Source organism: Dolichospermum sp. FACHB-1250 (genome assembly GCF_014696335.1).
GTDB classification, from domain to species: Bacteria; Cyanobacteriota; Cyanobacteriia; order Cyanobacteriales; family Nostocaceae; genus Dolichospermum; species Dolichospermum planctonicum.
The window spans coordinates 12,355-26,365 of sequence record NZ_JACJPZ010000035.1 but is presented as its reverse complement, the minus strand read 5'-3'; the positions used below and the strand labels follow the sequence as shown (position 1 = coordinate 26,365).

General features: G+C 39.1%; 10 protein-coding genes. 7 read left to right on the top strand and 3 right to left on the bottom strand.

Annotation, left to right across the window (positions count from 1 at the left end):
- Positions 1-91 precede the first annotated feature (91 nt).
- From ftsH to H6F39_RS13495, 6 genes are all read left to right on the top strand, one after another.
- On the top strand, positions 92-2,029 hold the full coding sequence (ftsH, locus tag H6F39_RS13520; RefSeq protein ID WP_137907567.1) for an ATP-dependent zinc metalloprotease FtsH: 1,938 nt from the start codon (positions 92-94) through the stop codon (positions 2,027-2,029).
- Between the two features lie 589 nt (positions 2,030-2,618).
- Positions 2,619-3,149 carry a YdcF family protein gene (locus H6F39_RS13515; protein ID WP_137907568.1) on the top strand — a complete coding sequence of 177 codons (531 nt, stop codon included), beginning with the start codon at positions 2,619-2,621 and terminating at the stop codon, positions 3,147-3,149.
- A 210-nt stretch (positions 3,150-3,359) separates the two neighbouring features.
- Positions 3,360-4,523 carry a GuaB3 family IMP dehydrogenase-related protein gene (locus H6F39_RS13510; protein ID WP_137907569.1) on the top strand — a complete coding sequence of 388 codons (1,164 nt, stop codon included), beginning with the start codon at positions 3,360-3,362 and terminating at the stop codon, positions 4,521-4,523.
- Between the two features lie 332 nt (positions 4,524-4,855).
- Positions 4,856-5,179, top strand: a complete 324-nt coding sequence (gene trxA, locus H6F39_RS13505) for a thioredoxin (RefSeq protein ID WP_137907570.1) — start codon at positions 4,856-4,858, stop codon at positions 5,177-5,179.
- Between the two features lie 223 nt (positions 5,180-5,402).
- On the top strand, positions 5,403-6,473 hold the full coding sequence (locus tag H6F39_RS13500; protein ID WP_137907571.1) for an LOG family protein: 1,071 nt from the start codon (positions 5,403-5,405) through the stop codon (positions 6,471-6,473).
- A 426-nt stretch (positions 6,474-6,899) separates the two neighbouring features.
- Entirely contained in the window at positions 6,900-8,219 is a 1,320-nt protein-coding gene (locus H6F39_RS13495; protein WP_190372477.1) for a D-alanyl-D-alanine carboxypeptidase, read from the top strand.
- Between the two features lie 240 nt (positions 8,220-8,459).
- Here H6F39_RS13495 and lptC read toward each other — a convergent pair whose 3' ends face one another.
- From lptC to metG, 3 genes are all read right to left on the bottom strand, one after another.
- Positions 8,460-9,704 (bottom strand): LPS export ABC transporter periplasmic protein LptC, encoded by a 1,245-nt coding sequence (gene lptC / locus H6F39_RS13490; RefSeq protein ID WP_190396860.1) that lies wholly within the window; start codon positions 9,702-9,704, stop codon positions 8,460-8,462.
- Complete coding sequence (locus H6F39_RS13485) at positions 9,704-10,333, bottom strand: NYN domain-containing protein (protein ID WP_137907574.1); 630 nt, start codon at positions 10,331-10,333, stop codon at positions 9,704-9,706. The genes lptC and H6F39_RS13485 overlap by 1 nt, the downstream gene beginning before the upstream one ends.
- Before the next feature lie 221 nt (positions 10,334-10,554).
- Positions 10,555-12,150 (bottom strand): methionine--tRNA ligase, encoded by a 1,596-nt coding sequence (gene metG, locus H6F39_RS13480; protein WP_190396859.1) that lies wholly within the window; start codon positions 12,148-12,150, stop codon positions 10,555-10,557.
- A 980-nt stretch (positions 12,151-13,130) separates the two neighbouring features.
- Between metG and H6F39_RS13475 the strand changes: the two genes are divergently transcribed.
- Positions 13,131-13,955, top strand: coding sequence for an alpha/beta fold hydrolase (locus H6F39_RS13475; RefSeq protein ID WP_137907576.1), 825 nt, complete (start codon positions 13,131-13,133; stop codon positions 13,953-13,955).
- Positions 13,956-14,011 lie beyond the last annotated feature (56 nt).

Here is a 14,011-nt window from a genome sequence, read left to right as displayed (position 1 = left end):
TTTGCCAGTTGTCAGTTGTTAAAAATCAAGTGACTACTGACTATTGACTATTGACTATTGACTATTGACTATTGACTACTGAGGTGACATTATGCCCGTAGAAACTGACAATAATAATCAGACAAAACAACCAAAAATAAGACAACTCGGTGGTAGTCTTCTGATTTTATTGACTTTTTTGTTATTGCTAAACTTGATAGTTCCTAGTTTATTAGGACAACGTTTACAGCAAGTTCCCTATAGTGACTTTATTGCTCAGGTACAAGCAGGTAAAGTAGATAAAGCCATTGTGGGAAGCGATCGCATTGAATATACCATCAAAACCCAAACCAACGCAGGTAAAATCGTCGAACAGGTATTTCAGACAACACCAGTTGCTATTGACTTAGATTTACCCAAAATCCTCCGCGAGAACAACGTCGAATTTACCGCCCCACCACCAAACGAAACCGCTTGGATTGGCACTTTATTAAGTTGGGTTGCTCCCCCCTTAATTTTCTTCAGCATTTGGGCATTTTTAATGAATCGTCAGGGTGGAGGACCTGCGGCACTCACAGTTGGCAAAAGCAAAGCCCGCATTTATTCTGAAGGCGGCACAGGTGTAAAATTCTTGGATGTAGCCGGTGTAGATGAAGCCAAAGCTGAACTTGAAGAAATCGTTGATTTTCTGAAAAATGCCACCAAATACACCACTTTAGGGGCAAAAATTCCCAAAGGTGTCTTATTGGTTGGACCTCCAGGTACAGGTAAAACATTACTAGCAAAAGCGATCGCTGGTGAAGCCAGTGTTCCCTTCTTCAGCATCTCCGGTTCAGAATTTATCGAATTATTCGTTGGTGTTGGTGCTGCAAGAGTTCGGGATTTATTTGAACAAGCCAAACAACAAGCACCCTGTATCGTCTTTATTGACGAACTAGACGCACTGGGTAAATCTCGCAGTAGTCCTGGTGGTTTTGTTGGTGGTAACGATGAACGGGAACAAACCCTCAACCAACTACTTAGCGAAATGGATGGTTTTGACGCTAATACTGGTGTCATTATCATCGCCGCCACCAACCGTCCTGAAATCCTTGATCCGGCCTTACGTCGTCCCGGTCGTTTTGACCGTCAAGTTGTCGTCGATAGACCTGATAAAATCGGTCGGGAAGCCATTCTCAACGTCCACGCCAGAAACGTCAAATTAGCAGCAGATGTTGATTTAGGAATTATAGCCACCCGCACTCCAGGCTTTGCCGGTGCAGATTTAGCCAACCTAGTTAATGAAGCCGCATTATTAGCAGCGAGAAACAATCGTCCAGCCGTAATCATGGCAGATTTCAACGAAGCCATTGAACGTTTAGTAGCAGGTTTAGAAAAACGTTCTCGCGTCCTCAATGAAATTGAGAAAAAAACCGTTGCTTATCACGAAGTTGGACACGCTATCATTGGCGCATTAATGCCTGGTGCTGGTAAAGTTGAAAAAATTTCCGTTGTCCCCCGTGGTGTCGGCGCATTAGGTTATACAATTCAAATGCCAGAAGAAGACCGCTTCTTAATGATAGAAGATGAAATCCGGGGACGGATTGCCATTTTACTGGGGGGACGTTCTGCTGAAGAAATCGTCTTTGGTAAAGTATCTACCGGTGCTACTGATGATATTCAAAAAGCCACGGATTTAGCAGAACGCGCTGTGACAATATATGGCATGAGTCATAAACTAGGTCCTGTGGCTTTCGAGAAAATTCAACAGCAGTTTATGGAAGGTTATGGAAATCCTCGCCGGGCTATCAGTCCCCAAGTAGCAGAAGAAATTGATCACGAAGTTAAGCGGATAGTGGATCATGCTCACCACATCGCCTTAACTATTCTCCAATTTAATCGCAACTTACTAGAAGAAATTGCCCAGGAATTGTTGCAAAAGGAAATTCTCGAAGGTGGGTATCTCCGAGAACGCATTACCCAAGCCCAAGCCCCAGAGGAACTGACAGAATGGCTACGCAGTGGTAAGTTAGAAAATGGTAAACCATTGATGCAAACTCTGTTAGTTTAGGGTGGCGTTGATTATCCGTAAAAAGAGCAATGGCCATCTTAAGTAGGTGATCTCGCGTCCACCTACTTAGCATTTCACTGGTTATTTACAGCACTTTGTGTAACGGTTTGGTAGCAAATAAAATCCTATAACCCTTGTCCCATAAACCTTTTAGATATTTAGGTCTGGTACTTGAAAAAGAAAAGTGCCGTATCGAGTAAATATCACAACCCGTAGATTTTGTCCTGATTGTATTAATTAAGAACAGAAAATTGTATTTAGTCCCATTAGCAATAAGTTACACTAATTCAAGCTTTTAAGTCTACTAGGTCTTTGATGTGCATTTAAAAATTATGTCGTAAATAACTGCTCTTACACCTTTGATTGATTTTCTAAGATAGTTTAGGATATGACAGAAATTACAGCAACATAGATTCAGTGACTTTAATTGCAAATTTACCAAATTCTTTGTAAGCGGACTTCGCAAAACTTATATTAACCATCATCTTTTTCCGTCATGGTGCTGATTTTTAAAGAAAATTCCCATCGAAATAGACATACCAATAGGGCCTTAAATCAGCTACTGTTGACAGGTAAATCTTTAGGGTTTATGGCTTGCATATTAGCCTTATTCATCTGGTGGGGGTGTAAAGCTGTACAAAACCAGTTTATACAACCACAAGCAATATTAGTTTTAGGCGGTTCTACTCGCCTGTTAGAAAGGGAAAAGTTTACAGCTAAATTAGCCCATCAATATCCAAATATACCGATTTGGATTTCTGGGGGTAGTCCACCTCAGCATACCAAAAAAATATTTGCTAGTGCAGGAGTTGATCCCCGTCGTTTAAATTTAGATTATGAAGCTGTAGACACAGTTACTAATTTCACTACTTTAGTAGATGAATTGCGCTCTCGTGGTATAAAAAGTGTTTATTTAATTACATCTGACTTTCATATGCGTCGTGCTTGCGTAGTTGGTGAAATTGTTTTAGGTAGTCGAGGCATGAATTTTAAACCCGTATCAGTTCCTTCAAAAAATTCACCAGAACCCATTCAAAAATCTATTCGAGATGGTGCTAGGGCAGTTATTTGGGTAGCTACAGGTTATACAGGTGCTAATCATGGTAAAAATAAACCCTAATACTGACCCCAAGTCAACAGTCAAAAGTAATAAGTCGCTGTTCCCGTAAGATTGCTAGCGATTGAGAATGGTTGGTTTATTTACGCCAACCCGAACTAGTAGATCAGAACAGAATTAGAATTAAAAATCCCAAATTTTCAATTATCCCCAATTCCCAATATCACCACAATTTGATACCCTAGCTTAAACAGTTTTGAGAAAAGTGAAAGCGTGGAAATTCAACTTGGGCGGGGAAAAGTGGCTCGTCGAGCCTATGGAATTGATGAAATTGCTTTAGTCCCTGGTAACAGAACACTCGATCCGAGTTTAGCTGATACTAAATGGAAAATCGGCAAGATTGAGCGAGAAATCCCCATTATTGCCAGTGCAATGGATGGTGTAGTTGATGTAAAAATGGCTGTTCGTTTGTCCCAGTTGGGGGCATTGGGAGTAATTAATTTAGAGGGTATCCAAACTCGTTATGCTGATCCTGAACCGATTTTAGATCGGATTGCCTCCGTGGGCAAAGACGAATTTGTGAGCCTGATGCAAGAACTATATGCCGAACCAATAAAGCCGGAATTAATTGAAAAACGTATTCAGGAAATTAAACAACAAGGCGGTATTGCGGCGGTTAGTGCGACTCCAGCAGGTGCAAGCAAATATGGTGAGGTAGCAGCATCTTCAGGGGCAGATTTATTTTTTATCCAAGCTACAGTAGTTTCTACTGATCATCTATCGCCAGAATCTGTTACTCCCCTTAATTTAGAGGAATTTTGCCGCTCTATGCCCATTCCTGTGGCCTTGGGGAATTGCGTCACTTATGAAGTCACACTGGAATTAATGAAAGCTGGTGCAGCAGCAGTATTAGTGGGTATTGGACCTGGTGCAGCTTGTACCTCTCGCGGAGTCCTGGGCGTGGGCGTACCTCAAGCTACTGCGATCGCTGATTGTACAGCCGCTAGAGACGATTATTACCAAGAAACCGGAAAATATATTCCTATCATCGCTGATGGTGGTTTAATCACCGGTGGAGACATCTGTAAATGTATTGCCTGTGGTGCAGACGGTGTGATGATTGGTTCTCCCTTTGCTAGAGCCGCAGAAGCCCCTGGCCGTGGTTATCATTGGGGCATGGCAACTCCTAGCCCCGTATTGCCTCGTGGAACTCGGATTCGCGTTGGTACTACCGGAACGCTAGAACAAATACTCACAGGTCCTGCTGGCTTAGATGACGGTACTCATAACCTTTTAGGAGCTTTAAAAACCAGCATGGGAACTTTAGGCGCTAAAAACATTAAAGAAATGCAGCAAGTTGAAGTCGTCATTGCTCCTTCTCTGTTAACCGAAGGCAAGGTTTACCAAAAAGCCCAACAGTTGGGTATGGGTAAATAACTCATTCATGTCATTGGTCATGGGTAAGGGCTTTATCCTGACTTCTGACTTCTGACTCCTAACGCTGTAACAACTCCAAAAACTTTTCTAGTAGTCTAAAGAATGACTGGAAAAATCACATATCTAGCCTACAATAGAGATGGCGGAGACAAATGTTTCCGTTCACTCCTCACACCACACTCCGCCCGGACTATTGTTCGGGCGGTTCCTTATGTTGGACATGAATTTTCTAATTTCTTTGCAAATACTCATCCTTAAACTCAAAGAGGAGGTTTTTGCTGTGGTAGAATTTTCACCAACCTCGGAAATATCTTATGTAAAGGTTTTTAGGTATGTCAGCAGCAGCACAAGTTACAGATTCTACGTTTAAGCAAGAAGTAATCGACAGCGAAGTACCCGTATTAGTTGACTTCTGGGCTCCTTGGTGCGGTCCATGCCGCATGGTAGCTCCTGTTGTCGAAGAAATTGCCGCTCAGTACGAAGGAAAATTAAAAGTTGTGAAAATGAATACTGATGAAAATCCCAAAATTGCTAGTGAGTACGGTATTCGCAGTATTCCTACATTAATGATTTTCAAAGGCGGAGTAAAAGTAGATATGGTGGTCGGTGCTGTACCTAAAACCACTTTATCTAACACTTTGGAAAAGTATCTTTGAAGCTCAATAGACAACAAACTTCTTTTGAGTTATTCATTGACAAATGAATTACGGGACAAACTTGGTGCGTCCCCTCTCTTTTTTCAACTACAAAAAAGTCTAGGGACAGTACCATTTTTATGTATCTGGTCAAGATATTAACAATTACTCTTTTCCCCCTTGAATTAGATAACTACCAACTTGGATTATATTACAATGTGATGCCATTATTGCGGCTTTAACCATGACCTCTGAAGCGTCTTTTTCTCCATTAGATTCTCTGCAAGCGGATATTGCTGAGTTAATAGATCGTTTACCGACACTAAAACATCGGCAATTTATTCAGCAGTCCCTATCTACAATTTTGCGTCTTGCGGATAGTGACATTGAACGTCTTGATTGGAAAATACTATCTGCTGCTTTAGTAGATATGGAACGTGGTTTTCAGTTATTTTATCACTACCGTCATATACGTAAAATTACTATTTTTGGTTCTGCCCGTCTAGCACCAGAAACACCAGCATACCAAATGGCCGTTGCATTTAGTCGCGCTGTTTCCCAGCTAGGATTTATGATTATGACTGGTGGTGGTGGTGGAATTATGCAAGCTGGTCAGGAAGGCGCTGGAAGAGACAATTCCTTTGGTTTAAATATTCAGTTACCTTTTGAACAACAAGCTAACCCCGTCATTCACGGTGATACTAAACTAATTAACTTTAAATATTTCTTTACCCGGAAATTATTTCTTTTAAAAGAAAGTGATGCTGTAGCTTTGTTTCCCGGTGGTTTTGGGACTCAAGACGAGGCTTTCGAATGTATGACATTAAGCCAAACAGGTAAATTTGGTCCAGTTCCTTTAGTATTAATTGATCAACCGGGAGGTGATTATTGGCGCTCCTGGAGTCAGTATATTGATGAGAAATTGGTAAAGACAGGGCTTGTTAGTCCTGATGATCCTAGTTTATACACAATTACAGATAATCTAGAAGTTGCCTGTAATGCTATTACTAGTTTTTACCAAATTTATCATTCTAGTCGTTATGTTGGTGATCAGTTGGTGATCCGGTTGCGAGAAGATCTATCAGATGATCAAGTAGAAGCACTTAATACTAACTTTAGTGATATCCTGGTAACGGGCAAAATTGTCAAAAGTCAAGCATTACCCCAAGAAGGACAAGATGAAACATCTAATTTACCCCGCTTAGTTTTATATTTTAATCAACGAGATTTAGGGCGTTTATATCAAATGATTGGAGTAATTAATCAAGTGGTAATTCCTACTCCAGAGGAAGCAGCACATCCAGAAAGAAAATAGACTACGGGAATCTATTAATTAGTCAAAATATGGCAGCAAATAGGGAATAAACAAAAAAGGTGAACTCATATCATGTAATGTGATTGACTTAAAAATATGTAATAATACTAATTATTATGACTTAATACTGATAAATATAATCAGGCTTGTATATTAGTAGATGTGATTAGGAAAAGAGGAAACAAGGAATAGGAAATAGAGACTAATTACGTAGATATAGCGCACAGAGTAGTCTTGATTGGGAATTAGGAACTACTGCGATTTTTACATCTCACGCAAAGGCGCAAAGGCTCGAAGGAAGACAGGAATAGGAAAATAACCGTATGGTTAAAATACAGCAGATTTCATCTGATACCTGGCGTGGCGTATTACGTTAGTAGATTACTTGAATGATTCACAAAAAAAATAAAATAGAGGAATTTAACTATGCTGGAATTATTAGGATCAGGTTTGTTTTCTCTGTGGCTAGAAATGGCTAAGGTACAAATTCAACCTCTAGAAGCCTTGAGTGTACTGGCTTGGCAAGGTAGCCCTAGCTTCATTATTGTCCCTGATCCTAGCCCGGCCGGAGCTATAACCGTACAAGAATATCTCAAGGGTTTAATTACATCAAAATTAATTGACCAAAATCTCATGTCCTCTCAGGGGATTTGGTTACAGTCGGGACCGATGTTAATGGCTAACCATCAAGGTACTATACCTTTACCCGCTGCTTCTTTAACTAAAATTGCTACTTCCTTAGCGGCTTTTAAAACTTGGGGACCAAATCACCAGTTTCAGACCTTAGTTAGTAGCACTGGACCGGTGGTAAATGGGGTGGTACAGGGCGATTTAGTGATTACTGGTACTGGTGATCCTATGTTTGTTGGGGAAGAGGCCATCGCGCTGGGAAATACTCTGAATAAAATGGGTATTAAGCAGGTAAAGGGAAATTTAATCATTACTGGTGCTTTTGCGATGAATTTCCAACGCAATCCAATACTCGCGGGTCAATTACTCAAACAAGCACTAAATCACCGTACTTGGTCTCGTTCTGTGGTTTTCCAATATTCTGTTATGCCCAAGGGAACACCTAAACCCCAAGTTATTATTGCTGGTAATATCAAGGTAGACCCTCAACCGAAAGTAGGACAAACTTTGCTGGTACGTCATCTTTCCTTACCTTTGCAAAAAATAATTAAGGAAATGAATGTTTTTAGTAATAACGATATTGCGGAAATGTTGGCTGAATCTGTGGGAGGTGCTGATGTAGTTAGTTATACAGCAGCCCAACTTGCTGGAGTCTCGAAGTCAGAAATTCTCCTCATTAATGGTTCTGGTTTGGGTAAGGAAAATCGGATTTCTCCCAGAGCCGTTTGTGCTATATTTATGGCATTGCAACGTGAAGCTAGTTCTTATCAGTTGACTTTAGCTGATTTATTTCCGACCTCGGGACTGGATAACCGAGGTACAATACACTCTCGACATATGCCCAAGGCAACCGTGATGAAAACTGGTACTCTTAATGATGTTAGTGCTTTAGCAGGAGTTGTACCTACACGCGATCGCGGTTTGGTTTGGTTTACAATTATTAACCGTGGTGGAAATATATCCGCTTTTCGGGCTGAACAAGATAAACTTCTCCAACATTTAGAAAAAGAATTAGAAGTATCTACGGATATTCCCCCTACCCTTGTCCCTCATTTAGATAATTCTTTACCAAATTTTGGTGCAGCTAATCGCAATGAGATTTTGTATAGAGGTTAGCTGTCCGTTGTCTGTTTTTAGGTAGAAGTTAATACGATTTTTAGCGTTTATAAACTGCGTCTACATAGAAAAAACCTAATTTTTTCATGATTTCACCCAGGTGGACTTAGCTTGTGTAGTAGCGTATCCCTTAGTGAAGCCATAAGCTCTTTTATATTCGCCCATAGGGTGCCATATACTGTTAAAACATCCTCTCAGGAGAAGGAAGCCAGAGAAGATGATTTCTGCTCAACTTCCTTATTACCTATTTTCCTGGGGGATAATTTCTGTGATTACTTTCTGTCCAGAATTACCACCTTTAACGACAATATTTTCTGTTTCTAAATTACCGACGGCTGTTGCTCCTTGAAAAGTTAATTTTGGTGCAACTTGATGATAAATTACATTTCCTTGGGCTTCTAACAACTTTTTATTTAAATACCAAGTCAATTGATTTGATTTTAAAGACTGACTACGTTGTCCAACTGCATTGACATTTCCAGTCAGATATACAGTGTTTTCTGGTATGTTCATTTTTCCTTGATTGGCTGTAATCGTTAGATTCTCAGCAGCTTTGAAGACACGAATGGGAGAATTGGTGGTGATATTTTCCTTCTGAATATTCCAGGTTATAGAGTTACTAGTAATTTGCATTAGCGGATCTATTAACTCTAATTTGGCCTGTCGTTGAAGAATTGCAATTTGAGTTTTTAAATTAATTTCGGCAGCATTGCCTTGACTGCGACCAGAGATTTTGTTATCCTCATATCGTTCTATTTGGATAGAGCGATCGCTAAATAATTTATCCTCTTTAATCTGCCATATTAAATGCTCAGTTCGCATTTGTAACTGTGGATCTGTAGATTTTGCTACTACTCCTCCTGAAAATTCTACCCGTTGTTCACGAGTTTTTACCTTAGCTTCTTGGGCTGTTGCTTGTAATTGTTTATGGCTACCATTTAACTGATTACGGACAATTAATAAATCTTCTTGAGGTCGCCATTCTAACTCATTACCCTGAAAAACAATACCATTACGGGGGTCACTAGCCACAATTTTACCTTGAAGAAAAAGTTGCTTACCATCTTGCTTAATGTCAGCTTTTTCTGCTTTAATTTGATAGACAACTTTTCCGTCTTGGTAGAGTTCCCCTTGAGGACTTTCCGCTTCACCCATTTGTTTATCTGTAGTGTATTTTGCCTTTTTGGCTTTCACTTTCCAAATCGGCCTCCCTACCTGATCAAATTGTTCTAAATCCACACCAAAAAAAGTTAACTTAGTTTCGTCTTCTCTTGGAGATGAAGTATTAGTTTTTGATTGGTTAGGTGTAGATGGATTACTACAAGCAGATAACCATAACCCTAAGAACAATGATAAAGACAGGTAAACCCAATTTGTTCGTAATCTAAACTGTGAAAATGAATAGAAGTGGGGGGAACGATGTTTACTTCCCCGCTGACGTTTTGAGTTTTGTCTTCCATTCTCCCTGTCTTGTGAATATTGCATTACTCTGGAAATTCTAGATGTCTATCACTACCTCTAGGATCGTCTAAAAAGCCCATACTAGACAATGGCCGATATGGGTAACTTTGACGGGGAGTTTTTTGAATATCTTCTTTGATAGCTTCTAAATCAATATAGCGATCGCTAACATTAATTAAACTATCACTAGTCATAGATCGCAAACTCACTACCTCTACCCTAACACCACGATAGCTGACAGAATTGACAGCATAGGCTAAATCGCCATCACCGCTGACTAAAACTGCGGTATCATAGGAATCAACTAAAGCCATCATATCAACAGCTATTTCCACATCTAGGTTAGCTTTTTTAGAACCATCTGGTAGTTGTACCAAATCCTTAGCAATGACTCTATAACCATTGCGACGCATCCACAATAAAAAGCCCTGTTGCTTCTCATTTGTCCGGTCTACCCCTGTGTAGAAAAAAGCCCGTAATAGCCTTGATCCACCAGTTAAACGGCACAATAACTTAGTATAATCAATTTCGATTCCTAGTTGTAGCGCCGCATAAAATAAGTTTGAGCCGTCAATAAAGATAGCTACCCGTCCCCGATTTTCCAAAACTTGTTCTGGCGTAAATATCGAGTCGTTTTCCAAATTATTCAACATTGTTGTCATACCTTGTGTTGTTATTCCTGTTATGATAGAAATTTCTAACTACATAATTTGTTAGAATGGCTTATGATAAGTCTCCGGGGCTGATAGATCAGGAGTCATAAAATCAGCAGCGAAAAAGCCCTGATTATTGATCCAGTTTCCTAGCTATCATTAGTGACAGTACAGCCCCGAATAGTTTTGTGAAGGAATTAGCAGTTCCCAAAATTAATCTTTTATTTTGATGTTTCTATCCGCTTAAAAACTGGTTTGGGTGTCCCCAATTGTTGTTTATCGGATAATATTCCCCATGTTGAGTGGGTACAAAAAGGGGCTAAAATTGCACTTTCTTTTTGTTCATTAAAATTAATTCCCCAGCCTAATTGCTGATAAATATCACTGCTGATATTAGGAATAATTGGTGAGAGAAGATAAGCTGCTAGTCTGACAGATTCCAGAACCGCATATAGCACCAGTTCCACATCTTCCTGTTTACCTTGTTTATATAATGACCAAGGGGCTTGATCATCAATGAACTTGTTACTGGTTTGTACCAGAGATAAAACATAGTGACAGGCTTCATTAAAAGCTAACGCTGTATATGCTTGTTTCACCTTTTCTCCCAACTCTAACCCGATGATTTTTAAAGGATTTTCAGCCCGAATAGTTGTTTGGGTTATGGACGGTACTTGACTAGAGCAGTATTTCTTCACCATATTTAAAGTGCGATTTAACAAATTACCTAAATCATTCGCCAAATCTGCATTCAAAACATTAATGAACCTTATTTCATTAAAATCGCCATCTTTCCCAAATTCGATTTCCTTAAGGAAGTAATAACGAATGGCATCACTACCATAATTTTCCACTAAAGTGATAGGATCAAGGGTATTACCCAGAGTTTTACCCATTTTTTGACCGTCTTTAGTTAAAAAACCATGTCCAAATACCCTATCTGGTAAAGGTAAACCTGCTGACATCAGCATTGCTGGCCAGTAAACAGCATGAAAGCGTAAAATATCTTTACCAATCAAGTGGAGATTAATTGGCCACCATGTCTGTAAAGCATTAGCTAAAGTTGGTTCTGCGTCTGGTTCTAACAATGCTGTTACATAACCCAGTAGAGCATCAAACCACACATACAATGTATGTTTAGAGTCTACAGGTACAGGAAAACCCCAGTCAAGATTTACCCGGGAAATGGAAAAATCTTGTAAACCTTGAGCGACAAAATTGAAAACTTCATTTCGTCTGCTCACAGGTTGAATAAAATCAGGGTGAGATTGGTAAAATTCCTCTAACTGAGTTTGATATTTAGACAAACGGAAGAAATAGTTCTGCTCATCCCGCCACTCCACTTCTTTGGTAGTATGGATGGGACAGCGTTTATTTTCTAGTAAATCCCGTTCTTCCTTAAATTCTTCACAGGAAACGCAGTACCAACCTTGTTGTTCTCCTTGATAGATGTCACCATTTTCCCAAACTCGCTGAAAAAACTCTTTAACTATGGCCTCGTGACGGGGTGCAGTAGTCCGACTAAAGCGATCATATTGAATATCGAGTAAATCCCACAATCTTGTAAAACTAGGAACAATTTGATCACAAAAATCTTGCGGTGCTTTTCCTAAACTGGCTGCTGAACGCTGGATTTTTTGTCCGTGTTCATCTGTACCCGTAATTAGTAAAACTTGATTTCCCTGTAAGCGTTGAAACCGGGCTATGACATCTGCCGCTATAGTTGTATAAGCACTGCCAATATGGGGGACATCGTTGACATAATATAGCGGTGTTGTCAGTGCAAAAGTCTTTTCTGTTTTATTCACTAAATTCATGGACAATAAAAGCAAATTATTAATCAGTTTTCTCTCTTAATCATCTAGATTATCTAGATAAAACTAGGCAATTATATAACATTGCTACGGTTTTTTATTAAATTACTCCTTAATCGTAACAAATTTATGGAATTGAGAATTGTTTCATCACTTCTATAAAACTCCTAAATGATTTCTTGTCAAATTTGGGAAAGCAGTTACTAATAATCATGGTAAAACCTGTTTATTTCATTGGTAGTCACAGAGAATACACTAATGCAAATTCCAGCAATATAGATGATGATGTGCATAAAATTGAGCATATAAAATTCTCCAATTCATGACAAGAGTATTAGTTTCAATATTCAGGATTTTCTGCAATGATTTTGTTTGAGATTAATGATTTAGGGCATCACAAAAAATAAACTATCCCGTCTTCTGGGATCAGCAAGATACCTGTAGTTGATGATTAGCTGGTTTTTTGTCCCCGACTACAAGAAATTTCTAGATATTTTTTGGAGTTTCCTGAACAAGGTTTCTGGGTGACTCCTAACCCAGCTTTCCTGTCTGATATTTTTGACGAAATTTATCTGAAAATATTTATAAGTTTATAGTCAGTAAATTTTCAAAATACATCAAGATAAACTGCAATTTTTTGAGCATTGTCAGTAGATTAACCACTAGCAATATAGAGATTTATCACTACTTTAGATATGGTAATCCAATGTCATTTAAGTGCATAATCGTTGCGGAATGCTATAGTATTATGTGTAATGCCAAGGTGACATTATTGCCAGTTAGGGGGATTTGACGCTTTCACATATTTATATATGATGAATACAAATTGCTAGAAATTCTGTAATCATGGTTTCAGAGTGGGTTGTTTTTTGTCTGGAAAGGTTGATTTTAGCAGGAGACAAAAAGAAAATATGCCATAATCCCCATTTGCATCAGAGAAACGGTAAAGTTAAAGATAGAATAGATTAAAAAAAAGCCGCAAAATGCCAGCCGTTGACCTGAAACCTTGTTTTTTGACTCCAAAACCAGTACAGTCAGATGCTCCTTTATTTATCTATTTACCAGGAATGGATGGCACTGGTCAATTGTTACAAGCCCAAATCCCTGAATTATCAATAGGTTTAGATATTCGTTGCTTGGCTATATCCAAAAACCATCTTGGTACTTGGGATGTTTTAGCCAGAAATGTTTTAGATTTGATTCATGGTGAACTGGAAAAAAGCCGTCAACGGCCAATATACCTCTGTGGTGAATCCTTCGGTGGTTGTTTAGCGATGAAAGTAGCAACCCAGTCACCACATTTATTTAAGCGCATTATCTTAATTAATCCCGCTTCTTCTTTTTTGCATCAGCCCTGGTTTAGTTGGATATCCCAGCTTACTCAGTTTGTCCCATCATTATTATTTAATGTTGGTTCATTAGCTTTGTTACCATTTCTGGCCTCATTAGAGCGCGTTTCTGAAAGCCAGCGCCAAATACTTCTCGCGTCCATGGGTTCGATTCCACCAGAGACTGTAAACTGGCGGTTGTCCCTATTGCGAGATTTTCAAATTGACAAAAAAGATTTGCAAAAGTTAACACAACCAGTTTTACTTATTGGTAGTGGAAATGATCGCTTATTACCTTCCGTTACCGAAATCGCCAGATTGGCTAGTATTTTACCAAATAGCAAAACATTTATCCTTCCAAATAGCGGTCATGCTTGTTTGTTAGAGGAAAATGTGAATTTGTATCAAATTCTCAAAGATAATGATTTTCTAGAAGTTAATATAAATATGCTATACCAAAAACTGTCACATCAACAGTAAAGCATAATGAATGATCAGCATCTTTAACATTTTCAGAACTGGTCTATGGGTAAGGT